Origin of the sequence: Pseudomonas putida (assembly GCF_028682475.1) — a bacterium.
GTDB classification, from domain to species: domain Bacteria; phylum Pseudomonadota; class Gammaproteobacteria; order Pseudomonadales; family Pseudomonadaceae; genus Aquipseudomonas; species Aquipseudomonas putida_AG.
Window position 1 is genome coordinate 1 of the sequence record NZ_JANHLE010000032.1, and the last position, 23,232, is coordinate 23,232.

The following is a 23,232-nucleotide window of genomic DNA, read 5'->3' on the forward strand; positions in this document are numbered from 1 at the left end:
GACCAGGTCGAGATCTGATTCCCCATACTGCGTGCAGTATTCGCGCACGGGACTGTTGCGAACATGGAAGCTATAGGCATCGGCCTGGATGCCATGGCCCTGGAGCACCTGGGCGATAATCTGCGGCACCGTCAGGTGCTGGAAAATTCGCTGGTTGTGGCTGAACTGCAAGTAATGCAGGGCCGGGACCAGGGTCAGGTGATAACGGGTCAGACGTGTACCGGGTTCGCCGTCCCAGACATTTTCGACCCGCCCGTGGATACCTTCGCCATTCAGGCCAAACTGAAGGAACGCCGGCTGACTGAGCAGGCTTTCGAGATCGAAGTCAGGGTACTCACTGACCAGTTCAATGTGAATCGCGTACAAGGTGCTGATGGCTTCCGTGCCGTCAAACGTCAGTACCTTGAAATCATTGCGAACCGATGGGATCAACAATTCGAACTGCACGCTATTGGCCGATGCGAACATGCGTTTGTCCTTAAACGGAGGGGAGAGAAACCACGCAACACCCAAGCGAAATTGGGCCTGAGCGCGCGTAAACACCCGGAAACGCTACCAAGAGCGACAAAAAATAGATGTCAGACGCTTCCTAAACTGCATCTGTATTTTCTGGTCTTCAGTTGATTGGGCAGAAAAAGCTCGCGGGGCAAGCCCGCTCCCACCGGGTGGCTGGTGCTGACAGCGGATTTCCCAGGCGAGCAGCATCACGCAAAAATATCGGCATCCTGCTTAAATTTCCGCCATAAAATTTCGACAATTGTCATTTTTTAAGCATTTCTATCAATTTTCTCGCAGCGCTTGCCATCTTTAACCCCACTGGTTAGGGTTGAAGCCATGAAAACCTTTCAGACCCTCATCCTGCTTCGTCAACATCGCAGCCTCTGCCTGGTCAGTGCACGACTACCAAGCTGAATCGCGTCGCCTCGCCTTTTCATCTCGTTTTCGTTCGGCAGGCCACCTTTCCAGGCCGCACATTCAAGGATTGCTTTTCATGACCATGCTCAAAGACCCTTCGAAAAAATACAGCGCCTTCCCTACCGTCAACTTGCCTGACCGTACCTGGCCATCGAAGACCATCACCCAGACGCCGATCTGGTGCAGCTCCGACCTGCGTGATGGCAACCAGTCGTTGATCGAGCCTATGGATGCGGTAAAGAAGCTGCGTTTCTGGAAGACCCTGGTCAGCGTCGGCGTGAAAGAGATCGAAGCCTCCTTCCCTTCGGCGTCGCAAACCGATTTCGACTTCGTTCGCACCCTGATCGAAGACGGTCACATTCCTGACGACACCACCATCCAGGTGCTGACCCAGGCCCGTGAAGACTTGATCGCCCGTACCTTCGAATCGCTGCGCGGTGCGAAAAAGGCCATCGTCCACCTGTACAACGCCACCAGCCCGTCGTTCCGCCGCATCGTCTTCAACCAGGACAAGCAGGGCGTGAAAGACATCGCGGTGAACGCGGCCAAGCTGTTCGTCAAATACGCCGCCCAGCAGCCGGAAACCCAGTGGACCTTCCAGTATTCGCCAGAGACCTTCAGCGCCACGGAGCTTGAGTTCGCCAAGGAAGTCTGTGACGCGGTGATCGAGGTATGGAACCCGACCCCGGACAACAAGATCATCCTCAACCTGCCGGCCACCGTCGAAGTCTCGACGCCGAACATCTACGCCGACCAGATCGAATGGTTCGGCCGCAACGTCAACCGTCGCGACAGCGTGATCATCAGCCTGCACACCCACAACGACCGTGGCACCGGGGTGGCCGCTACCGAGCTGGGCCTGATGGCCGGTGCCGACCGTGTCGAAGGCTGCCTGTTCGGCAACGGCGAGCGTACCGGTAACGTTGACCTGGTGACCCTGGCGTTGAACCTCTACACCCAGGGCCTGGACCCGCAACTGGACTTCTCCGACATCGACGGCGTGCGCAAGGTGGTCGAGGAGTGCAACCAGATTCCGGTGCACCCACGTCATCCGTATGTCGGTGACCTGGTTCACACCGCTTTCTCCGGCTCGCACCAGGACGCGATCCGTAAAGGCTTCACCCAGCAGAAAGACGACGCCAAGTGGGAAGTGCCGTACCTGCCAATCGACCCGGCCGACATTGGTCGCAGCTACGAGGCGGTGATCCGCGTCAACAGCCAGTCGGGCAAAGGCGGCATCACCTACCTGCTCGAGCAGGAATACGGCATCAGCTTGCCGCGCCGCATGCAGATCGAGTTCAGCCAGGTGGTACAGGGCGAAACCGACCGCCTCGGCCTGGAAATGACTGCCCAGCAGATCTACAACCTGCTGCACCGCGAATACTTGCAAGCCAACGCGCCGTACGCGCTGGTCAGCCATCGCCTGCAGGAAGAGAACGGCCACAGCGCCGTGGAAGTGGAAGTGTCCGGTGAAGGCGAGACGACCCTGCACTGGCGCGGCAAGGGCAACGGCGCCCTCGAAGCCCTGGTTGCCGGTCTGCCGGTTGCCGTGGAAATCATGGACTACAACGAGCACGCCATTGGTGCCGGCACCAACGCCAAGGCCGCAGCCTATATCGAACTGCGTGTGGCCGGTGGCCGCCCGGTGCACGGCGTGGGTATCGATGAAAACATCACCACTGCCAGCTTCAAGGCATTGTTCAGTGCGCTGAACCGTTCGCTGACGCAACAGGCAGCCAGCAAGGCGGCCTGATCAACCCGCTGCTGCAACCGTGTAACTGAAATGCCCGCCTCTCATCGAGGCGGGCATTTTTGTTTACTGCTTGCAACCCACGACAACGCCGCATGCGCTCAACCGTAAAAGTCGAACGACCACTTGCCGCTGTTACTCTCCGGGTCAAAGTGATTCATCAGCACGTTTTGCTGGATCTCTTCCCAGTCCAGAATCTCGACTTCGGTTCCCGCCGGTGCGTACTGCACTGTCTGGGTCGCCACCGATGAAAGAAAGTACAGGTCCTCGCGCTGCACCTGACCGTCCTCGTTCAGTACAGGCACTACTTTTCGGTAGGGACTGAAAAACTCATCCGCCTCAGAACCATCACGCAGGCAATGGGCGAACACCACATGAATCTGGTACGGGAAATAGTTGCTCCCGCCTTTAAGCTTGGTTTCCACTTCCTGTTCAGTGCTGGAAGACCAGGTATCGCTCTGTTCGAACGACACGTTCATTTCCGCCCCCATTCCCTGGGCACTGATCGATAAGCCGGCTTCGATATGCTGGGTAAAGGTATGACTGAAACCCTGGGTAATCTTGGTCTTGATGGTCTGTTCTTCGGCAGACTCCAGACCGATCATGGGATGGGCGACAAGGTAGGCGAACACCGGTACCGAGAACGCGTCCCAACGCTGCCCGGCGCAATGGATCGGGCTGCGGACCGTTTTCCCCTCAAGCCAGCATCCGGCATTCAGATCACCTGTTGCCAGGTGCAGCGACGGTGCTCTACCGACGGGATGAACCGGCATTGAATCGTAATCAACTTGGTCATTGGCCATATTGCATTTCACTCCTTGATTGCAATGACTGACGGCAACGCCCTTGCCACCGCCAGAAGACAGTTTCAGTAGCGCTGTTGCACTTTGTTGTAAGCACTGAAGTCGAATGCCCAACGCCCCGCATTCAGCACGGGCTCATAGCCATCGATGAGCACATGACGCTGAATACTTTGCCAGGTGAGAGGCAGGAGTGCCTTTTCATTGCAGACAGCAACATGTTGCCGCGTGGCAATGGACGAGAGATAAATCAGATCGACCCGGTCCTTCACAACCCGCTGGCGGCTGACCTTGAACGCCGAGTCGAGCGCTACGCCTGCGGAAGTTGCGCAATTGGCATACACCAGATGAACCTGATAGACAGCGAAACTGCCGCTTGCCGCCAGAGAAACAGCTTCACTGCTGCTGCCCGGGTCGCCCCAGGCAACAGGATCGATGTAGCCGGTACGAAGATTGGAGAGTTTGTTGACCCGATCAATAGCCGGCTGCACGGCATATTCGGCGTCGACATCCCAGCGAAACGCCTTGCTGTGCCCCTTGCCGAACGCCACCAGGGGGCTCGGAGCACCTGCGGCATAGTTAAGCGTCTCGACCGCAACCAGGTAGGCGAACACCGGGCGGGTATAGGTGCCCCAGGCCTGCCCGGCGATCTTCACATCGCCATAAACCGTCTGCCCGTCAACCCAGCAGGCCAGGTTGAGATGCTTCCCTGCCAACAGGTGGCGCTCGATAGTGTGATTACCCTTTTTCAGCGGCCAGTCGTCTGCGCTGTACGTTGCCGCACGATCTTCGGTGAACTCTGACATTGATGCTCTCCTGCTGAGCTATCCAAGTGTCGCCATGCTAGAAACTCTGCGGAGTACTGTGGCAGCAGGAGGTAGTTCCTCAAAAAGCGCAGGCAAAAAAAGAGGCGCGCCGACCAAGCGCACCTCAAAGCCGTGTAGCACACAACGATTCAGTTCAGTCCAGCAGTGCCAATGCCTCGGCGCTGCAGTCAGTAATCCGCGACCACTCGCCGTTCTTGATCCAGCTACTGTCGAGCATCCAGGTGCCGCCCACGCACATGACATTGGGCAGGGCCATATAACTCTTCACATTCCCCGGGTTGACCCCACCGGTCGGGCAGAAACGCACATCACCGAACGGACCGCCGTAGGCCTTGATCGCCGCCACACCGCCGCTGATTTCCGCTGGAAACAGCTTGAAGCGGCGATAACCGAGGGCGTAGCCCATCATCAATTCCGAGGGCGTGCTGATCCCCGGCAGCAACGCCAGGTCACTTTGCACACCCGCCTCAAGAATGTCCTGGGTAACACCTGGCGTGACCACAAACTGCGCACCCGCCGCTTCCACGGCAGCGAGCATCTTGCGATCCAGCACGGTGCCGGCGCCCACGCACAGCTCCGGCCGCTGTTCACGCAGCACCTGGATGGCTTTCAGGCCGTGCGCCGAGCGCAGGGTCACTTCCAGGGTCTTGATGCCACCGGCAGCCAGGGCATCGGCCAGGGGCAGGATGTCTGCTTCGCGGGCGATGGTGATCACCGGCAGAATGCGCGCCTGGGTGCAGATCTGATCGATCCGGGCAATCTTGTCGGCCATGGAAACTCCCGGCTGTTTCAGTTCATGCGTGGTCATAACGGCGGATCCTTGGCTCATGGGCACCAGTAAATATCCAGAGGGTCTCGTAAGAAGGCGCGAATCGGCATTTCGGCCAGGTCATCGCCGGCCAGCGCGGCGCGCAGGGTAGCGAGTTTGCCCGGGCCTTGCACGGACAAGGCGGTGTAACCGGCCTTGGCCAGCAAGGCACGGGTCATGCTCAGGCGCTGATGCGGCACCGTCGGCGCCAGCATCGGCAGGCAACGACGCGCACTCTGCGGATCAAGGCCTTCGGTCAGGTTCGGGCTGCCCGGGAACAGCGAAGCGGTATGGCCGTCATCACCCATGCCGAGCACCAGCACGTCGATGCCCGATAGCTCAGCGAGCGCCTGATCGGCTTCCAGCGCCGCCGCTTCAAGGCTGGCAGCGGCGCGGTACAAACCAAGGAAACGTGCCTTGGCGGCGTTGCCGGTCAACAGATGGCGCTTGAGCAGACCGGCATTGCTGTCGGCATGCTCGACCGGCACCCAGCGCTCATCGGCCAGGGTCACCAAGACCTTCGACCAGTCCAGCGGGTGCTGGATCAGTGCCTGGAAAAACGCCACCGGGCTGCGTCCACCGGACACCACCAGAGTAGCTTGGCCGTTGGCCGCGATCGCGGCCTTCAGGCGCGCGGCGACGTCCTTGGCCAGGCCTTCGGCCAGCTGCGTGGCGCCGTTGAAATCATGGGCCGTCACGTTAGCCGGCAGTTGCAGTTCAGATATCGCCATACCAAGACCTCCCATCACGGGTAATCAATGCAATCGAGCTCATCGGCCCCCAGGAGCCAGCGGCATAAGGCTTGGGGGCATCGCCGCTGTTCTTCCAGCCGGCAATCAGCTGATCGCACCACTTCCACGCGTATTCGATTTCGTCCTTGCGCACAAACAGGTTCTGGTTGCCGCGCATCACTTCCAGCAACAAGCGCTCATAGGCATCGGGAATCCGCGCGCTGCGCCAGGTGTCGGAAAAATTCAGCTGCAATGGCCCGCTGCGCAGTTGCATACCCTTGTCCAGGCCCTGCTCCTTGGTCATCACCCGCAAGGAAATACCTTCGTCCGGCTGCAAGCGAATGATCAGCTTGTTGCCGATCTGCAAACGCTGTTCCGGGGCGAAGATGTAGTGCGGGGTTTCCTTGAAGTGGATGACGATCTGCGACAGTTTCTGCGGCATGCGCTTGCCGGTTCGCAGGTAGAACGGCACGCCGGCCCAGCGCCAGTTGCGGATATCGGCGCGCAGGGCGACAAAGGTTTCGGTGTCGCTCTGGGCGTTGGCGTTGTCTTCTTCCAGGTAACCGGGCACCGGCTTGCCTTCGCTGTAACCGGCGATGTACTGGCCACGCACCACGTGAGTGCTCAGGCCTTCGCCAGTGATCGGTGCCAGGGCCTTGAGTACTTTGACCTTCTCGTTGCGGATGCTGTCGGCAGAGAGATCGCTGGGCGGGTCCATGGCAATCAGGCAGAGCAACTGCAACAAGTGGTTCTGGATCATGTCGCGCAGTTGCCCGGCTTTGTCGAAATAGCCCCAGCGCCCTTCGATCCCGACCTTCTCGGCGACGGTGATTTCCACATGGGAGATCGAATTCTGGTTCCACTGGGTTTCGAACAGGCTGTTGGCAAAGCGCAGGGCAATGAGGTTCTGTACGGTTTCCTTGCCCAGGTAATGGTCGATGCGATAGACGCGGTCTTCCGGGAAGTACTGCGCCACCGCATCATTGACCCGCCGCGAAGAATCCAGGTCATGGCCGATGGGTTTTTCCAGCACCACCCGCGTGCGCGCACTGAGGCCGACCTTGTCGAGGTTTTCGCAAATTCCGCCATAGACCGCCGCCGGTGTGGCGAAGTAAGCGATCAGCTGGCGGTCGCCGCTGACCTGCTCGGCCAGCGCCTGGTAGTCCTCGACCTTGAGGAAGTCGACATGCAGATAGCTCAAGCGCGCAAGAAAACGCTGCAACACCAAGTCTTCGATCTGCCCTTGCGGAACAAACTCTCGCAGATGCGCCTCGATCGATACCAGGTGCGCTTCAACACTGCCCGGCTCGCGGGCCAGGGCCAGCACACGGGTATCAGCATGCAGCAAGTCGGCGCGATCGAGCTGGTACAGCGCCGGAAACAGCTTGCGCAAGGCCAGGTCGCCAAGGGCGCCAAACAGGGCAAAGGTGCAAGGTTCAACGCTGATCGATGCCATGATGTTGGTTCTTTTATCAAGTTGACGTAGAAATACCGTTTTCAATCGCAGTTTTCAAGGAATAATGTAGTAAAAACCACAACATTTTATCCGAAACACAGATTCAAGTGGTGTGCCTCCCATGCCATCAGTACGATAGGCCACCGCGTCAAAAGCCCTCTGCCCTCGGCAGCGGGCTGCCTCATCGACCCAAGGAACATACCCATGGACCGCGTGCGAAACCTCCTGGAGCAGATCCAGGGCCGCCTCGAAGAGCTGAACAAGGCTGAGCGCAAAGTCGCCGAAGTCATCCTGCTCAACCCTCAGCAAGCCACCCGTTTCAGCATCGCCGCCCTGGCCCAGGCGGCCAAGGTCAGCGAACCGACGGTGAACCGCTTCTGCCGTTCGTTCGGCGTCAGTGGCTACCCTGAACTCAAGCTGCAGCTGGCCCAGAGCCTGGCCAGCGGCGCCGCTTACGTCAGCCGGGCAGTTGAAGCCGATGACGATCCGGCGTCCTACACCCAGAAGATCTTCGGCAGCGCCATCGCCTCGCTCGACAGCGCCTGCCAGCAACTCGATCCGCAGCTGATCAGCCGCGCCGTCGACATGCTGATCCAGGCCCGGCAGATCCACTTCTTCGGCCTCGGCGCCTCGGCACCAGTGGCGCTGGATGCCCAGCACAAGTTCTTCCGCTTCAACCTGGCCGTCTCGGCCCATGCCGATGTGCTGATGCAGCGCATGCTGGCCTCGGTCGCCCACACCGGCGAGCTGTTCGTCATCATCTCCTACACCGGGCGTACCCGCGAGCTGGTCGAAGTCGCGCGCCTGGCTCGGGAAAACGGTGCCTCGGTGCTCGGCCTGACTGCCGCCGATTCGCCCCTGGCCAAGGCCAGCAGCCTGAGCCTGAACATACCGCTGCCAGAAGACACCGATATTTACATGCCGATGACTTCGCGGATCATTCAGCTGACGGTGCTCGACGTCCTGGCCACCGGCATGACCTTGCGCCGCGGCGTGGACTTCCAGCCGCACCTGCGCAAGATCAAGGAAAGCCTCAACGCCAGCCGCTACCCGATCGACGACGAACTCAACTGAGCAACTGCGCCTGCAACCGCAGGTGTGCCTGCTCTCCCGGCGCCAGGCTCAGGCTGTCGCTGCTGCCACTGGCCGCCTCGACGCAGACGAAGCCCAGGGTTTCACTGCTGCTGACGCCCATCAACGGCCGGCTGCCCGGGTGCCAGACGATGGTGTCCTCGCTGTCACCGGTATCGATGCTCAGCTGTCGTTGCCAGGCCGGGTCGTGCAGTTGCACGGTCGCTGCATTGGGAAACACCCGCTGACAGCCGCCATGCACCTTCAAGGCGCCCTTCTGAAGGCAGGCCTGACGGTTCAAACGGTCGTAACCCTCAATGTTTTCTAGCCCGGATAGCGCTATCTCGGAAACGTCACTAATACGCCAGTAGGCCAGCAGAGCATGACTCAGCTGACACGGTTGACTGTCCTGGTGTTCGGTACTGAGCTGCAACTCCATGCGCTCGCCTAACCTGGCCAACAGGTCGACCTGCCAGTCGCACAACTGCAAACGCCATTTGAGCGTCACGCCCTCTTCGTCCTCGCTGCTGTCGATCAGTTTCCAGTCGAGCAAACGCGCCCAGCCGTGCGCCGGCCACATGTCTTCGCTGGGATGGCGACCGTACCACGGCCAGCACACTGGAACACCGCCACGAATGGCGCCGACTTGCGGCCACTGCGCGGCGCACCACAACCAGGGGCGTTCGCCCGTGGGCTGGAAGTGCAGCAACTGCGCGCCCTGGCGGCTGAATACGGCCTGGCACCGGGGATGATCGATGATCAGCACATCGCGCTGCTGATAACGCTCCCACTCGAAGGTCGGTCGCGGCCTCTGCGAGGTGAAGAAGCGTTGTAGCGGGTGCTCGGGCATAACCTGGGACTCTTGTTGTTAGTTGGGGCCATCGCGGGGCAAGCCCGCTCCCACAGGAGTAGAACCTGTGGGAGCGGGCTTGCCCCGCGATAAGCTCGTAAATTTACAACATATTGCCTCAGAACGACGACTGAATCTTCAAACCCGCGACCAGCGCGTTGTCCACCTCGTCCACCCCGCCCGGACTTTTGATGTATTGCAGGTTGGGGCGTACGGTCAGCCAGTTTGTGACATGGAAGCCGTAATACAGCTCGGCGTTGTATTCGGTCTCCTGGATCGGCACGAAGGCCGGGTTGTTGTAATCCTCAATGCCGCTCTGCTGATTGAGCAGCTCGGCGCGATCCTTCACATCATCGTTGACGTGAATCCGCGCCACGCCAAAGCCGATGTCATCCTTGGGCCGAGCATCGAAGGCGCCCTTGTAGACCATGCCCAGCTGCTGGTAGTTATCGACCACGTTGGTGGCCTTGTCATGCACGGTGAAGTTGGCGAACAGGCTCAAGCCACGGCTGGCATCGCCGTTGTGTGCGGTCACCTGCTGCTGCGCCACGACCCACCAGCCATGCTTGCTGGAGTGCGACTTGAAGTCGTTGCCGGTAATCGCCTGGGGCTGGCCATTGACGTCATCGAAGACATCGTCGGCCTTGGCGGTGCTGTAGTAATAACCCAGACGGTATTCACCCGGCAGCTCATTGACCTTCGGCGACCAGACCAGCTCCACCGGCAGGATCATGCCTTCGGTGCCACTGCCGCTGAGCTTGAATCCATTGCCGGTCTCAAGGTTGGAGGGGTTCTGCTCATACACCCCGACCTGGGCGAAAAACTCCGGGGTGATGTTGTACTTGACCCGCAGCGCCCACTGGCTGACCGGCCAGTTGTACCAGATCCCGCCCACCCAGTTGCCGACCTGAGAACCGCAGAACGCCAGGTTCTGGAAGTCGCACGGGAAGCTGTTGAAGTCTTCGCCTTCGCCAAAACGGCCGAACTTCACGTCCAGGGCACCATCGAAGTACTGCTGCTTGATCCACATCTGGGTCAGCCGCCAGGTCTGGCCACGGCCCCAGACCTCCTGCACCGAACTGAACTGCCCGGCACGCGGATCGCTGATGCGGTCGTTGGACAGGTTGCGTCCGCTGCGCTCGGTGATCGCCAGTTTGAACTCGGTGTCATGCCAGCCGAAGATCTTCTCCAGATCCAGCTGCGCGCCCAAGGCGAACTGGTCGCTGTAGCGCGCGGTCTTGTCGTCGTTGTAACCGCCGTCGAGGTTGCCTGCCACCTCACCGACGTAGTCGAGGGTGAAGTCGTAGCCCTTCTCCAGCAATTCGGTGCGGGTGCCGCCCCAATCGCCGCTCATCCATTTCGACTCCGGGGCAAAGGCGCCAGCCGCATGCGCCCCGCAGCTGACCCCGAAGGCCGCCAGCAGGCTCAGCGGAACCAGCGGCTTGATGCGTTTGAAGTGATCCATCCCGTGTTTCCTCGTTTTATTGTTCTTGATGGGCATGTACGACTTGCAATGAATTCAACGACCCTTGAATTGCGCGACATTGTCCTGGCCGGACTGCTGTGGCCTGACCTTCACCCCCAGGCGCTCGCCAGTGGCGGCATCGAACAACAGCACCCGGGCTGGATCGAACTGCAGGTTCAGGGTATCCCCCACCTGGGTCGCCACATCCGGCGCCAGGCGGCAGCAGACCTTGGTCTGGTTGAGGGTGACGAACACCAGCAGGTCGGGGCCGGTCGGCTCGGTGACCTGCACCTCGGCGCGAATGCTCGGCAGGCCATTGGCCTGGCCTGGCGCCAGAGCGATCTGTTCGGGACGGATACCGAGGATCACCTCACGCTCTTCAAGCCCTGTATCACTGATTCCCAAGGGTAGTTCGCAGCGCGCCTGACCACTGTCGAGCAAGGCCTGCAAGCGCCCGTCCTTGCGCTGCAGACGCAGCGGAATGAAGTTCATCGGTGGCGAACCGATGAAGCTGGCGACAAACAGATTGGCCGGATCGTTGTAGATCTGCTGTGGCGTACCGAACTGCTGGATCAGGCCGTCCTTCATCACCGCCACCTTGTCACCCAGGGTCATGGCTTCGATCTGGTCGTGGGTGACGTACACCGTGGTGGTCTTCAGGCGCTGGTGCATCAGCTTGATTTCGGTGCGCATCTCCACCCGCAGCTTGGCGTCGAGGTTGGACAGCGGCTCGTCGAACAGGTAGATCTTCGGCCGCCGCGCCAGCGCCCGGCCCATGGCCACGCGCTGCTGCTGGCCACCGGAGAGCTGGCCGGGCTTGCGCGTCAGCAGGTGCTCGATCTGCAGCAGCTTGGCTACCCGCGCCACTTCTTCATCAATCGCCGCGGCAGGCATCTTGCGCATCTTCAAACCGAAGGCGATGTTGTCGCGCACGTTCATCGTCGGGTACAGCGCATAGGACTGAAAGACCATGGCGATATCGCGGTCCTTGGGGCTCATGCCGCTGATGTCGGCCTCGTCCACCAGGATCGCGCCGCCGGTGATCTGTTCGAGGCCGGCAATGCAGTTCATCAAGGTCGACTTGCCGCAGCCGGAAGGGCCGACAAGAATCAGGAACTCGCCGGAATCAATCGCCAGGTCGATATGCTTCAGGGTATCGGGTAGACCGCTGCCGTAGGTCTTGTTGACGTTGCGCAGTTCAAGCGTTGCCATGTTGTTTCACCCCTTGACCGCGCCGGCAGTAAGCCCGCGCAGGAAATACTTGCCAGCCAGCACATAGACCAACAGGGTCGGTAAGCCGGCGATCATCGCCGCCGCCATGTCGACGTTGTATTCCTTGACCCCGGTGCTGGTGTTGACCAGGTTGTTCAAGGCCACGGTAATCGGTTGCGCGTCGCCACTGGCGAACACCACCCCGAAGAGAAAGTCGTTCCAGATCTGGGTGAATTGCCAGATCAGGCAGACCATGATGATCGGCACCGACATCGGCAGCAGGATCCGTCCGAAGATGGTGAAGAACCCCGCCCCGTCCAGCCGCGCCGCGCGCACCAGGGCGTCCGGCACACTGCAGTAATAGTTGCGGAAGAACAGCGTGGTGAAGGCCAGGCCGTAGACGATGTGCACCAGCACCAAGCCGCTGGTAGTGCTGGCCAGGCCGAGTTTGCCGAGGGTGAAGGACGCGGGCAGCAGCACGGTCTGGAACGGCAGGAAGCAGCCGAACAGCAGCAGACCGAAGAACAGCTGCGAGCCACGAAAGCGCCACATCGACAGGACATAGCCGTTGAGCGCACCGAGCAAGGTCGAGATCAGTACCGCCGGTACAGTGATCTTCACCGAGTTCCAGAAGTAGCCGCCTACTGTGTCCCAGGCCTTGATCCAGCCGATACCGGTGATCGCCTCAGGCCAGCTCAGCAGGTTGCCGGTGCGGATGTCTTCCGGCGATTTGAAGCTGGTCAGCAACATCACGATCAGCGGAATCAGGTACAGCGCGCAGGCCAGCAACAGGGTGGCGTAGATCGCCACCCGACTGACGTTGAACCTACGGGGTGCCAGGGTTCTAGTCATGGCGCTTGTTCCTCAGTTCCGAATACAGGTAAGGCACCAGGATCGACAGGATCGCGCCAAGCATCAGGATTGCGCTTGCCGAGCCCATGCCCATCTGCCCGCGGCTGAAGGTGAAGGAGTACATGAACATCGCCGGCAGGTCCGAGGAATATCCCGGGCCGCCTGCGGTCATCGCCGCAACCAGGTCGAAACTCTTGATCGCGATATGGGCGAGGATCATCAGCGCACTGAAAAACACCGGGCGCAGGCTCGGCAGGACGATGCGCAGGTAGATGCTCGGCAGGCTGGCACCATCGACTTGCGCGGCGCGGATGATCGACTGATCGACGCTGCGCAGCCCCGCCAGGAACAGCGCCATGACAAAGCCCGAGGCTTGCCACACCGCCGCGATCACCAGGCAGTAGACGACCCGGTCCGGGTCCACCAGCCAGTCCAGGCGAAAGCCTTCCCAGCCCCAGTCACGGAGCATCTTGTCCAGGCCCAGGCCGGGATTGAGCAGCCACTTCCAGGCGGTGCCGGTGACGATCATCGACAATGCCATGGGGTACAGGTAAACCGTGCGGATAAACCCTTCGCGGCGAATGCGCTGGTCGAGCAGCACCGCCAGCAGCACGCCGATCACCAGGCTGATGGCGATGAACAGACCGCCGAACAGCAGCAGGTTCTTGCTCGCCACCCACCAGCGGTCGTTTTCCATCAGCCGCGCGTACTGCGCCAGCCCTACCCACTTGTAGCTGGGCATGAAGCTGGAGTTGGTGAAGGAGAGGATGAAGGTCCAGAAGATGTAGCCATAAAAGCCCACCAGGACAATCAGCATGCTCGGCGCCAGTACCAGTTTCGGTAGCCAGCGTTGCAAGGCGTCGACAGGCGAGGCCTTGTTGAGGGTGGCAACAGTGCTCATAGCGAGATCTCGTGTGGTGATTATCGCGGGGCAAGCCCGCTCCCACAGTGGTCACCGGTGGGAGCGGGCTTGCCCCGCGAAGAGGCCAGCAAACCGTTACTTGGCCGACTTGATCGCCGAGTTCAGCTGTTTGACCGCCGTCGCGGGATCCGCTTTCGGGTCGTTGAGGAAGTTGGTCACCACATCGAAGATCGCCCCCTGCACCGCCAGGGTGGTCGCCATGTTGTGGGCCATGCTCGGTTGCAGGCCATCGCCTTTTTCAGCGTCTTTGAAGTCCACCGCCGACTTCTGCGTGCAGGCGTCGAACTGACTCATGTCCATGTCCTGGCGCACCGGCAACGAGCCCTTGTTCTGGTTGAACACGGTCTGGAACTGCGGCTCCAGAGCGACCTTGGCCAGATCGTTCTGAGCCTTGATGTCGTTGTCGTTCTTGAGCTTGAACATCGCCAGCGAGTCGATGTTGTAGGCGAAGCTGCCCTGGGTGCCGGGGAAGGCCACGCACTGGTAATCCTTGCCGGCGACCTTGCCAGCCGCCGTCCATTCGCTCTTGGCCCAGTCGCCCATGATCTGCATGCCGGCCTTGCCGTTGATGACTTCGGCGGCGGCGATGTTCCAGTCACGCCCGGCGCGGTTGGGGTCCATGTAGGTGCCCAGGCGTTGCAGGGTCTTGAACACCTCGACCATCTGTTCGCCGGTCAGGGTCTTTTCATCGAGATCGACGAAAGCCGCGTGATAACCCTTGGGACCGAGAATGCTCAGGGCCAGGTCCTCGAACACCGTGCTGTCCTGCCAAGGCTGGCCGCCATGGGCCAGGGGGATGAAGCCGGCGGCCTTGAGCTTGTCGGCAGCGGCGAAAAGCTCATCGAGGGTGGTCGGCACTTTGGCGCCGGCCTTGTCGAACACTTGCGGGTTGATCCACAACCAGTTGACCCGGTGGATGTTCACCGGCACCGCCACGTAATGACCGTCGTACTTCATGATCTCGGCGACTTTCTGCGGCAGCAGGCTGTCCCAGTTGTTGGCTGTGGACACCTCATCGAGTTCGGTCAGCAGGCCCAGCGCGCCCCACTCCTGGATGTCCGGCCCCTTGATCTGCGCAGCGGCGGGCGGGTTGCCGGAAATGGCTCGGGTCTTGAGCACGGTCATCGCCGCAGCGCCACCACCACCGGCCACGGCGTTGTCTTTCCAGATAAAACCGTCTTTCTGCACCTGGGCCTTGAGGGTTTCAACAGCCTTGGCTTCGCCACCGGAAGTCCACCAGTGCAAGACTTCGACAGTACCGGTATCGGCGGCCATGGCGCTCAGCGGCAACAAAGATGCGAGGGAAACAACAGCGGCGAGGCGATTGATCGCATTCATGGGGCGGAACCTTTTCTTGTTGTTATGCAGGTGCAAGTCGTGGTGCTTGCGCTTGCATCGGAGTCTAACCAGCCGCGACAGGGGCGCAGGTAACGAAGGGACGCGCGAATGTCACCAAGCGGTGACATTCGCCAGATGGACAGGTCAGTCGCTGCTGCGGGGCAGGCTCAAGGTCACCCGCAAACCGCCGCCCTGCAGATTACGCAAACTCACTTCGCCACCGTGGCTGTGGGCGATGTTGCGCGCGATTCCCAGGCCCAGGCCGTAGCCCTGCTGTTGCCCGGCCAGACGAAAATGCGGTTCGAAAACCTGCTCCAGACGCTGTTCGGGCACCCCCGGACCTTCATCGTCCACCTGCAGAACGAACCCTGAATCACTGTCCAGCACGCGCAGGTGCGCCCGCTCGCCGTACTTCAGGGCATTGTCGATCAGGTTGCCCATGCACCGACGCAGCGCCAGCGGCTTGCCGGGGTACGGGGCAAGCGCCCTGCCCTGCACGGTAACGCGGGCACTGGCCAGGTACGGCTCGACCAGACAATCGAGGGCATGATTGAGGTCGATGGCTTCGATGTTCTCGTGGATATCCGTATCTTTCACGCATTGCAGCGCGCCTTTGACCAGCATCTCCAGCTCGTCCAGGTCGCGACTGAACTTGGCTTGTTGCTGCTCGTCCTCAAGCAACTCGACACGCAGGCGCAGCCGGGTAATCGGTGTGCGCAGGTCATGGGAGATGGCGCTGAACAACTGGCTGCGCTCGGTCAGGTAGCGGCTGATGCGCTCACGCATGGCATTGAAGGCCCGGCCGACTTCGACCACCTCGCTGCCGCCGCCCTCCACTACAGGCTCGACATCAGCGCCCAGCGACATCTCCCGCGCCGCCCGCGCCAGGCGCTTGAGCGGGCGACTCTGCCAATGCACCAGCAGGCCGATGAACAGCAGCAGGAAGAAGCTGGTCAGGCCGATGAACCACAGCTGCTGACGCGGCAGGCCTTCGTCTTCGAGGCTGGTGTAGGGCTCGGGCATCAACGAGGCGATGTACAGCCACTCGCCTTCGCCGAGACGGATCTGGGTGACCAGTACCGGTGGATTGACCGGCTCCAGGGTCAGCGCGTAATGCGCCCAGGAGCGCGGCAGCTCATCGAGCTTCAGGCCGCTGTTGAAGATCCGCAGGTCCTGGGGGCTGACGAACTCCAGGGAGATATCCATCTGCGTGCCGAGGCGCTGGCGCAGCACTTCGTCCACCGCGCTGATCACCGCCTGCTTGCGCGGGGTCGGTGGCAGCGCCTGCATGTCCAGGGGTTTGTCGTTGAGCGAGACCACAAAACGGGTGCCGCCCATGTTGCGTAACTGGTCGAGCACCATGGGCCGGTAGGCCACCGGCAACGAGCGAAAATAACTGACGCTGGCGCTCATCGAATGGGCCAGGCTGCGGGCGCTGGCCACCAGCCCTTCAAGCTGACTGGCGCGCAGCTGCGACAGCCAGATCAGGCTCGACAGGCCCTGGGCCAGTAACACCACCAGCAGGGTCAACAGCAGCATGCGCCCGAGCAACGAGCGCGGCAGCGGCAGACGCCAGCGCCCCTCAGTGCGCGGGCGCAACACTGGCCGCCAACAGGTAACCACTGCCACGTACGGTTCGAATCAGCCGCGGCGGCTTGTGCGTGTCGCGCAGGCGTTGGCGCAAGCGGCTGACCGCCATATCGACAATGCGGTCCAGAGGCATCGGTTCACGTCCACGGGTGGCGTTGCCGATGGTGTCGCGGTCGAGGATTTGCTGCGGGTGATCGAGGAACAGCTTGAGCAAGGCAAAGTCGGCGCCGGAGAGAATCACCTCTTCACCGTCGCGGTGAAACAAGCGGTGACTGACCGTATCCAGGCGCCAGTCATCGAAGGCCAGTACATCACCGCCATTGCGCTCCTGGCCGAAACCGGCGCGACGCAACAGGGCCTTGATTCGTGCCTGCAATTCGCGTGGACTGAAGGGCTTGCCCAGGTAATCATCGGCGCCCAGCTCCAGACCGATGACCCGGTCGGCTTCATCGGAACTGGCGGTGAGCATGATGATTGGCACCTGGGCCAGGCGTGGATGCTGGCGCACCCAGCGGCACAGGCTGAAGCCGTCTTCATCGGGCAGCATCACGTCGAGGATCACCAGGTCGCAATCGCTGTCGTCCAGGGCCTGGCGAAAGCCCTGGCCATCAGCAACCGCCTGGACGCTGAAACCGGCGCGGCTCAGGTAAGTTTGCAGCAGTTCGCGGATGTCCTGGTCATCGTCGACCAGCAGTATCGACTTGCTCACCGTGTAATTCCTTGTGGGGCAGTCCAGCCTGTGGGAGCGGGCTTGCCCCGCGATTGCGGTTTATCAGTTATATCGCATCGCGGGGCAAGCCCGCTCCCACCCTGGATTGTTGCAAGGCCACACCCGCGCCGAGCAAGCCGGAGAATTCGGCGGTCACCAGCCACACCGGCACCTGCTTGAAGTAGCCGCTCATACAGCCCTTCTCGGCAAAGCTGTCGGCAAAACCGCTGCGCAGAAATAGCTCGGCGAAGCGTGGAATGATGCCGCCGACAATGTATACCCCGCCACGCCCTCCGAGGGTCAGCACATTGTTACCCGCCACCCGCCCGAGAAAGCGACAAAACTGCTCGATCACCGCCAACGCCACCGGCTCACCGGCCAGCGCCGCATCGGTGATCGCCGCCGGGCTTTGCAAGGTTGCCGGTTGCCCGTCCAGCGCACAGATGGCTTGATACAAACGCAACAAGCCGCCGCCGCTGAGCACGGTTTCGGCACTGACATGCCCGGTTTCGCTGGCGATCTGCTCACGGATCTGTGCCTCGCGGGCATTGCCCACCGGCAAGTCGACATGTCCACCTTCACCCGGCAAGGCCATCCAGCGGCCATCCTCCAGACCGAGCAACGTGCCCACGCCCAAGCCGGTTCCCGGGCCGATCACCACCGCTGGCCGCCCGGCTTCAGCTTCGCCGGCGCAGACAGTGAGGCGCTCATCAGGCTGCAGGCGGGTCATGCCCAAGGCCATGGCGGTAAAATCATTGATCAGCAACAACTGCTCGATCTGCAGCGCCTTGCAGAAGGCCTGACGACTGAGCCGCCAGTGATTGTTGGTAAAGCGAAATTCATCGCCGCTGACCGGTCCCGCCACCGCCAGACAGACTGCGCCAAGGTCGCCCTTGCTCAGTCCTTGTGCCTGCAGGTAGGCGCCGATGGCCTGCTCAGGGCTGGTGTAATCGGCGGTGGCGAACACCTGGACCGAGTGCATCCGGTCGTTTTCCCAGAGGGCAAAGCGGGCGTTGGTGCCACCGATATCACCGACCAGGGCGCGCTTCATTTGAGTGCTTCCAGGGCCGAGGTGAAGGCGCTGGCGCCCTGCTCTGCCGGGCTCAGGGCCATGCGCAGGAAGCCGAACAGTTCACGCCCGCAACCGAGATCGTTGCCGGTCGGTGCTGGCGGAGTCTCCCGGTCGGCCAGTTCAGCAGCATCGAGCTTGACCGTCAGGGTGCCGGCAACGCCGTCAACCCGCACGATATCGCCATCGCGCACGCGTGCCAGCGGGCCGCCGTCAAAGGCTTCCGGACAGACATGAATGGCCGCCGGAATTTTCCCCGAAGCACCGGACATGCGCCCGTCGGTCACCAATGCCACCTTGAAGCCGCGGTCTTGCAGCACGCCGAGGAACGGGGTCATCTTGTGCAGCTCCGGCATGCCATTGCAGCGCGGGCCCTGGAAGCGCATCACCGCGACGAAATCCCGCTCCAGCTCGCCGGCCTGGAAGGCATCGGCCAGCGCCTGCTGGTCATGGAACACCCGCGCCGGGGCTTCGACCACCTGATGTTCAGGGGCGACCGCAGACACCTTCATGACCCCGCGACCAAGGTTGCCTTCCATCACCCGCAGCCCGCCTTCCGGGGAGAACGGCCGTGCGACCGGGCGCAGGATCGCTACATCGAGACTCGCTTGCGGCCCCTCGCGCCAGACCAGCTTGCCCTCCTGCAGGAACGGCTCCTGGGTATACCGACGCAGGCCGTGGCCGGCCACGGTGTTGACGTCTTCGTGCAGCAGCCCGGCATCGAGCAGCTCGCGGATCAGGAAGGCCATGCCACCGGCTGCCTGGAAATGGTTGATGTCGGCTTTGCCGTTCGGGTAGACGTGGGACAGGGTCGGCACCACCTCGGACAGCTCGGCCATGTCCTGCCAGGTCAGCTGGATGCCGGCCGCCTGGGCAATCGCCGGCATGTGCAGGGTATGGTTGGTCGAACCACCGGTGGCGTGCAGGGCGACGATGGAGTTGACCAGGGATTTTTCGTCGACGATCTCGCCCAGCGGCATGAAGTCGCCGCTGGCCTTGGTCATGCGCGTGACCTGTTGCGCGGCCTCGACGGTGAGTGCATCGCGCAGCGGCGTGTAAGGATTGACGAACGATGCGCCCGGCAGGTGCAGGCCCATCACTTCCATCAGCAACTGATTGGTGTTGGCGGTGCCGTAAAAGGTACAGGTGCCGGGGCTGTGGTAGGACTTCATTTCCGACTCCAGCAGCTCTTCGCGGCTGGCCTTGCCCTCGGCATAGCGCTGGCGCACGTCGGCTTTTTCCTTGTTGGAAATACCTGAAGGCATCGGCCCGCCGGGGACAAAAATGGTTGGTAAGTGACCAAAGCGCAGCGCGCCCATCAACAGCCCCGGCACGATCTTGTCACAGATACCCAGCATCAACGCTGCGTCGAACATGTTGTGCGAAAGGGCGATGGCCGTCGACATCGCGATCACTTCGCGGCTGGCAATCCCCAGCTCCATGCCCGGCTCACCCTGAGTGACACCGTCACACATGGCCGGCACACCGCCGGCAAACTGGCCCACCGAGCCGATATCGCGCAGCGCCTGTTTGATCTGTTCCGGGTAGTGCTGGTAGGGCTGATGCGCCGAGAGCATATCGTTGTAGGCAGACACGATGGCGACGTTGGCCGCGTTCATCATGCGCAGGCTGTTCTTGTCCTGGGTACCACAGCCGGCCACACCGTGGGCGAAGTTGGCACATTGCAGTTTGGCCCGCATCGGCCCGTCACTGGCGGCCCCGCGAATCAACTGCAGGTAGCGTTCGCGGGTGGCACGGCTGCGGTCGATCAGCCGTTGGGTGACCTCAAGAATGCGCGGATGCATGTACTGGACTCCAGGCTATCGGTGGTTGCGACCTCTGCGGCGGTTTCCCTTATCAACAATCGCCACCTAGGCTCAATGGCAGGGGCAACGGTTGCGGGAGAGACGGCTTGGCCGGTCGCTCGTTGTAGATTGAACAAAATACTGCCAGCAAAAAGGCTTGTTTTCTATTTTTTTACGAATAATCTTGTAATTCCAACAACAAAATCAGATTCAGTGAAGCGCTTTCTTGTTTGCCACGGGCTTCACCCGGTCTACCAGAGGTAGCTCTATGACCCTTCGTATCGCAATCAATGGCTTTGGCCGCATTGGCCGCAACGTCCTTCGCGCACTCTATACCCAAGGCTACCGTCAGGACCTGCAGGTCGTCGCGATCAACGATCTGGGAGACAGCGCAATCAATGCGCACCTGCTCAAGTACGACAGTGTTCATGGCATCTTTGCTGCCGATGTCGAGTTCGACCACGAAAGCCTGACCGTCAACGGCGACCGCATCGCCGTCAGTGCCATCCGCAATCCGGCCGAGCTGCCGTGGAAAGCCGAAGCCGTCGATGTGGTGTTCGAATGCACCGGTCACTTCACCGACCGCGCCAAGGCCGCTGCCCATCTTACTGCCGGGGCCGGCAAAGTCATTATCTCGGCACCGGCCAGGGGCGCCGACGCGACGATTGTCTACGGGGTCAACCACGACATTCTGCGCCCTTCGCACCAGATCATCTCCAGTGCTTCGTGCACCACCAACTGCCTGGCGCCCATTGCCCAGGTGCTGCACCGCGAACTGGGCATCGAGCAGGGCTTGATGACCACCATCCACGCCTACACCAACGACCAGAGCCTCACCGACATCCACCACAGCGACCCGTTCCGCGCCCGCTCGGCGACCCAGTCGATGATCCCGAGCAAGACCGGTGCGGCCGAAGCCGTGGGCCTGGTGCTGCCGGAGCTGGCCGGCAAACTCACCGGCATGGCCGTGCGCGTGCCGGTGATCAACGTGTCGCTGGTCGACCTGACCGTCAACCTCAAGCGCGAGACCAGCGTCGAGGAAGTCAACAACCTGTTCAAGGAGGCCAGCCGCCACTCCAGGGTGCTTGGTTACAACAGCCTGCCGCTGGTGTCGTGCGACTTCAATCACAACCCGTTGTCGTCGATCTTCGATGCCAACCATACCCGCACCAACGGGCGAATGCTCAAAGTGCTGGCCTGGTATGACAATGAGTGGGGCTTCTCCAACCGTATGCTGGATAACTGCCTGGCGTTGTGTAACGCGGCGTAATTGAAGACTCACCCTGTGGGAGCGGGCTTGCCCCGCGATTGAGGCTTCTCAGTCAAACTGCTTCGCGGGGCAAGCCCGCTCCTACCGAGCATGCAATACTTGACCAATTCAATGATGATAAGCATTATCATTCGCTTCGCATTGGTCAGGTATCGCTGTGAGTCAGTCCCAGTTCCACACTGTATTCCTCGCTCAGCGGGTCAGCCTGCTGCGCACGTTACAGCGCATGGTCGACAACCCCAGCACCGCCGAAGACCTGCTGCAGGAGACCTACCTGCGTGTTTCCCGAGCGCTGGGCGAACGGCCGGTCGAGCACCTCGAGCCTTTCGTTTTCCAGACCGCCCGCAACCTGGCCCTCGACCACTTGCGCGCGCGCCGGGCGCAATCGCGCAACCTGGTGGACGATGTGCCCGAGCAAATCCTGCACAACGTCGCCGCCCCCACCAGCAGCGCCGAAGACGCCGCGCATGCCGAGCAACTGCTCAAGCGCCTGAGCGTCAGCCTGGGACAGTTGACCTCGCGACAACAACGGATTTTCATCCTCAGCCGCCTGCACGGCGCCAGCTACCTGGAAATTGCCGAACAGCTCAACGTCTCGGCCAGCACGGTTCAGAAGGAACTGAAACTGATCATGGCGATCTGTGTCGGCGTGGCCAATCGTCTGAACCGCGATTGACCCTGGCTTGCCACACACCAAGTTACGCTTGATCATTAGCAGCATTACAAGACCACCCAGGATTTTCCGTGACCGACAGCGCCCCTGACCGCCCTTCGCCGCCAGACCCGGCTGCCTGCGACAGTGCCATGGAGCAGGCGCTGGACTGGCTGATCCGCCTGCAATGCGCCAGCGCCGAAGACACCCGCGCTTTCGAAACCTGGCTGGAAGCCGATCCGGCCAACGCCCAGGCCTATGTCGAAGCCGAGGCCCTGTGGCACGGCGACAGCGTGCGCCAGGCCGCCAGCCAGATCGCCCAGGCCTACCATCCTTCGCGCCTGGCGCGCTTGCGCCCGCACTGGAAACCACTGGCTGCGGCGGCGGTGCTGCTGATCGGGGTGTTTACCGTCGGTAACCTGCCGGTGCGCCTGCAGGCCGATCACCTGACCGTGGTCGGTGAGCGCCAGCGCCTGCAGCTTGAAGACGGCTCCAAGGTGCTGCTCAACACCAACAGCGCATTCTCCAGCGACATCGATGCCCACCAGCGCGTTGCCCGCCTCTACCAGGGCGAAGCGTTCTTCGAGGTGCCCGGCGACCGTAACCAGCCGCTGGAATTGCAGGCAGGCCCGCTGCGCGCCAGCGTGCGCGACAGCGATTTTGCCGTGCGCTACCTCGACGGCGAAGCCCAGGTGCGGGTGCAACGCGGCGATGTCGACCTGCAGGCCAGCAGTGACCAGCGCATCCGCCTGTCCAGTGGCGACAGCATTCGGGTCGGCCCCAATGGCTTCGGTCATCGCGAGCGTGTCGACCCGCAGAAAGACCTGGCCTGGGTCCAGGGCCGCCTGATCTTTGAGAACTGTCCACTGAACCAGGTGCTGGCCGAGCTACGCCGCTATTACCCGGGCCTGATCATCTCCGGCAACGAGCGCCTGGAGCAGATCGCAGTCACCGGCAACTACCGCCTCGACCAACCCGTGGAAACCTTGCGCGCCCTGGCCCACATTACCTCGGCGCAGCTGCATGAGTTCCCTGCCGTGGTGATTCTTAACTGACTGGAAAGTTTTTTTACGCGATCCCCTGAGGCGATACGTCTCGTTATAGCCAATGCAACTGATTCTTATTTTTGAATCAGCCAGC

General features: G+C 61.4%; 21 protein-coding genes. 5 read left to right on the top strand and 16 right to left on the bottom strand.

What is annotated here, in order from left to right; all coding sequences use genetic code 11:
• Window positions 1-468, bottom strand: a 468-nt coding sequence (locus NPS47_RS21385; RefSeq protein WP_274296764.1) for a contractile injection system protein, VgrG/Pvc8 family, incomplete at its 3' end; no start/stop codon positions are given.
• Window positions 469-991: 523 nt separating this feature from the next.
• Here NPS47_RS21385 and leuA point away from each other — a divergent pair.
• Window positions 992-2,668 carry a 2-isopropylmalate synthase gene (leuA, locus tag NPS47_RS21390; protein ID WP_274296765.1) on the top strand — a complete coding sequence of 559 codons (1,677 nt, stop codon included), beginning with the start codon at window positions 992-994 and terminating at the stop codon, window positions 2,666-2,668.
• 98 nt (window positions 2,669-2,766) lie between these two features.
• Here the strand turns inward: leuA and NPS47_RS21395 are convergent, their stop codons facing one another.
• The 5 genes from NPS47_RS21395 to zwf form a co-directional block, all read right to left on the bottom strand.
• Window positions 2,767-3,468, bottom strand: coding sequence for a monalysin family beta-barrel pore-forming toxin (locus tag NPS47_RS21395; RefSeq protein WP_274296766.1), 702 nt, complete (start codon window positions 3,466-3,468; stop codon window positions 2,767-2,769).
• Between the two features lie 65 nt (window positions 3,469-3,533).
• Window positions 3,534-4,271, bottom strand: a complete 738-nt coding sequence (locus tag NPS47_RS21400; RefSeq protein WP_274296767.1) for a monalysin family beta-barrel pore-forming toxin — start codon at window positions 4,269-4,271, stop codon at window positions 3,534-3,536.
• Window positions 4,272-4,425: 154 nt separating this feature from the next.
• The gene (locus NPS47_RS21405; protein WP_274296768.1) at window positions 4,426-5,100 is read right to left on the bottom strand and encodes a bifunctional 4-hydroxy-2-oxoglutarate aldolase/2-dehydro-3-deoxy-phosphogluconate aldolase; all 675 of its coding nucleotides are present in this window, start codon (window positions 5,098-5,100) and stop codon (window positions 4,426-4,428) included.
• A gap of 17 nt (window positions 5,101-5,117) precedes the next feature.
• A complete protein-coding gene (gene pgl, locus NPS47_RS21410) occupies window positions 5,118-5,831 on the bottom strand; it encodes a 6-phosphogluconolactonase (RefSeq protein ID WP_274296769.1) in 714 nt (237 codons plus the stop codon).
• The gene (gene zwf / locus NPS47_RS21415; protein WP_274296770.1) at window positions 5,818-7,287 is read right to left on the bottom strand and encodes a glucose-6-phosphate dehydrogenase; all 1,470 of its coding nucleotides are present in this window, start codon (window positions 7,285-7,287) and stop codon (window positions 5,818-5,820) included. Before zwf ends, pgl begins: the two co-directional genes overlap by 14 nt.
• Before the next feature lie 213 nt (window positions 7,288-7,500).
• Here zwf and hexR point away from each other — a divergent pair, with 213 nt between their 5' ends.
• Window positions 7,501-8,361: a DNA-binding transcriptional regulator HexR gene (gene hexR, locus NPS47_RS21420; protein WP_174242320.1), complete on the top strand. Its 861-nt coding sequence runs from the start codon at window positions 7,501-7,503 to the stop codon at window positions 8,359-8,361.
• Here the strand turns inward: hexR and NPS47_RS21425 are convergent.
• From NPS47_RS21425 to edd, 10 genes are all read right to left on the bottom strand, one after another.
• A complete protein-coding gene (locus NPS47_RS21425) occupies window positions 8,354-9,208 on the bottom strand; it encodes a D-hexose-6-phosphate mutarotase (RefSeq protein WP_274296771.1) in 855 nt (284 codons plus the stop codon). The two genes, hexR and NPS47_RS21425, sit on opposite strands and share 8 nt — an antisense overlap.
• A gap of 118 nt (window positions 9,209-9,326) precedes the next feature.
• A complete protein-coding gene (locus NPS47_RS21430) occupies window positions 9,327-10,673 on the bottom strand; it encodes a carbohydrate porin (RefSeq protein WP_274296772.1) in 1,347 nt (448 codons plus the stop codon).
• A 54-nt stretch (window positions 10,674-10,727) separates the two neighbouring features.
• Window positions 10,728-11,885, bottom strand: coding sequence for an ABC transporter ATP-binding protein (locus tag NPS47_RS21435; RefSeq protein ID WP_274296773.1), 1,158 nt, complete (start codon window positions 11,883-11,885; stop codon window positions 10,728-10,730).
• Window positions 11,886-11,891: 6 nt separating this feature from the next.
• Window positions 11,892-12,737 (bottom strand): carbohydrate ABC transporter permease, encoded by an 846-nt coding sequence (locus NPS47_RS21440; protein WP_274296774.1) that lies wholly within the window; start codon window positions 12,735-12,737, stop codon window positions 11,892-11,894.
• Window positions 12,730-13,638 (bottom strand): carbohydrate ABC transporter permease, encoded by a 909-nt coding sequence (locus tag NPS47_RS21445; RefSeq protein ID WP_274296775.1) that lies wholly within the window; start codon window positions 13,636-13,638, stop codon window positions 12,730-12,732. The genes NPS47_RS21440 and NPS47_RS21445 overlap by 8 nt, the downstream gene beginning before the upstream one ends.
• A gap of 96 nt (window positions 13,639-13,734) precedes the next feature.
• A complete protein-coding gene (locus NPS47_RS21450; RefSeq protein WP_274296776.1) occupies window positions 13,735-14,997 on the bottom strand; it encodes an ABC transporter substrate-binding protein in 1,263 nt (420 codons plus the stop codon).
• 144 nt (window positions 14,998-15,141) lie between these two features.
• Window positions 15,142-16,536 carry a sensor histidine kinase gene (locus tag NPS47_RS21455; RefSeq protein WP_274296811.1) on the bottom strand — a complete coding sequence of 465 codons (1,395 nt, stop codon included), beginning with the start codon at window positions 16,534-16,536 and terminating at the stop codon, window positions 15,142-15,144.
• A gap of 43 nt (window positions 16,537-16,579) precedes the next feature.
• Window positions 16,580-17,296: a response regulator gene (locus NPS47_RS21460; RefSeq protein WP_198325379.1), complete on the bottom strand. Its 717-nt coding sequence runs from the start codon at window positions 17,294-17,296 to the stop codon at window positions 16,580-16,582.
• Window positions 17,297-17,363: 67 nt separating this feature from the next.
• Window positions 17,364-18,347 (bottom strand): glucokinase, encoded by a 984-nt coding sequence (locus NPS47_RS21465; protein ID WP_274296777.1) that lies wholly within the window; start codon window positions 18,345-18,347, stop codon window positions 17,364-17,366.
• Window positions 18,344-20,170, bottom strand: a complete 1,827-nt coding sequence (edd, locus tag NPS47_RS21470) for a phosphogluconate dehydratase (protein ID WP_274296778.1) — start codon at window positions 20,168-20,170, stop codon at window positions 18,344-18,346. The genes NPS47_RS21465 and edd overlap by 4 nt, the downstream gene beginning before the upstream one ends.
• Window positions 20,171-20,438: 268 nt before the next feature.
• On the opposite strand from edd, the gene gap reads away from it, so the two are divergent.
• The 3 genes from gap (at window position 20,439) to NPS47_RS21485 (ending at window position 23,147) form a co-directional block, all read left to right on the top strand.
• The gene (gene gap, locus NPS47_RS21475) at window positions 20,439-21,440 is read left to right on the top strand and encodes a type I glyceraldehyde-3-phosphate dehydrogenase (protein ID WP_274296779.1); all 1,002 of its coding nucleotides are present in this window, start codon (window positions 20,439-20,441) and stop codon (window positions 21,438-21,440) included.
• A 157-nt stretch (window positions 21,441-21,597) separates the two neighbouring features.
• Window positions 21,598-22,116: an RNA polymerase sigma factor gene (locus NPS47_RS21480; RefSeq protein ID WP_274296780.1), complete on the top strand. Its 519-nt coding sequence runs from the start codon at window positions 21,598-21,600 to the stop codon at window positions 22,114-22,116.
• Between the two features lie 68 nt (window positions 22,117-22,184).
• Window positions 22,185-23,147 carry a FecR family protein gene (locus NPS47_RS21485; protein WP_274296781.1) on the top strand — a complete coding sequence of 321 codons (963 nt, stop codon included), beginning with the start codon at window positions 22,185-22,187 and terminating at the stop codon, window positions 23,145-23,147.
• Window positions 23,148-23,232: the final 85 nt, after the last annotated feature.

Bases quoted from the DNA above. Each gene is read 5' to 3' on its own strand.
- leuA (WP_274296765.1), top strand. From the start codon at position 992: ATGACCATGCTCAAAGACCCTTCGAAAAAATACAGCGCCTTCCCTACC.
- NPS47_RS21395 (WP_274296766.1), bottom strand. From the start codon at position 3,468: ATGGCCAATGACCAAGTTGATTACGATTCAATGCCGGTTCATCCCGTC.
- NPS47_RS21400 (WP_274296767.1), bottom strand. From the start codon at position 4,271: ATGTCAGAGTTCACCGAAGATCGTGCGGCAACGTACAGCGCAGACGAC.
- NPS47_RS21405 (WP_274296768.1), bottom strand. From the start codon at position 5,100: ATGACCACGCATGAACTGAAACAGCCGGGAGTTTCCATGGCCGACAAG.
- pgl (WP_274296769.1), bottom strand. From the start codon at position 5,831: ATGGCGATATCTGAACTGCAACTGCCGGCTAACGTGACGGCCCATGAT.
- zwf (WP_274296770.1), bottom strand. From the start codon at position 7,287: ATGGCATCGATCAGCGTTGAACCTTGCACCTTTGCCCTGTTTGGCGCC.
- NPS47_RS21425 (WP_274296771.1), bottom strand. From the start codon at position 9,208: ATGCCCGAGCACCCGCTACAACGCTTCTTCACCTCGCAGAGGCCGCGA.
- NPS47_RS21430 (WP_274296772.1), bottom strand. From the start codon at position 10,673: ATGGATCACTTCAAACGCATCAAGCCGCTGGTTCCGCTGAGCCTGCTG.
- NPS47_RS21435 (WP_274296773.1), bottom strand. From the start codon at position 11,885: ATGGCAACGCTTGAACTGCGCAACGTCAACAAGACCTACGGCAGCGGT.
- NPS47_RS21440 (WP_274296774.1), bottom strand. From the start codon at position 12,737: ATGACTAGAACCCTGGCACCCCGTAGGTTCAACGTCAGTCGGGTGGCG.
- NPS47_RS21445 (WP_274296775.1), bottom strand. From the start codon at position 13,638: ATGAGCACTGTTGCCACCCTCAACAAGGCCTCGCCTGTCGACGCCTTG.
- NPS47_RS21450 (WP_274296776.1), bottom strand. From the start codon at position 14,997: ATGAATGCGATCAATCGCCTCGCCGCTGTTGTTTCCCTCGCATCTTTG.
- NPS47_RS21455 (WP_274296811.1), bottom strand. From the start codon at position 16,536: ATGCTGCTGTTGACCCTGCTGGTGGTGTTACTGGCCCAGGGCCTGTCG.
- NPS47_RS21465 (WP_274296777.1), bottom strand. From the start codon at position 18,347: ATGAAGCGCGCCCTGGTCGGTGATATCGGTGGCACCAACGCCCGCTTT.
- edd (WP_274296778.1), bottom strand. From the start codon at position 20,170: ATGCATCCGCGCATTCTTGAGGTCACCCAACGGCTGATCGACCGCAGC.
- gap (WP_274296779.1), top strand. From the start codon at position 20,439: ATGACCCTTCGTATCGCAATCAATGGCTTTGGCCGCATTGGCCGCAAC.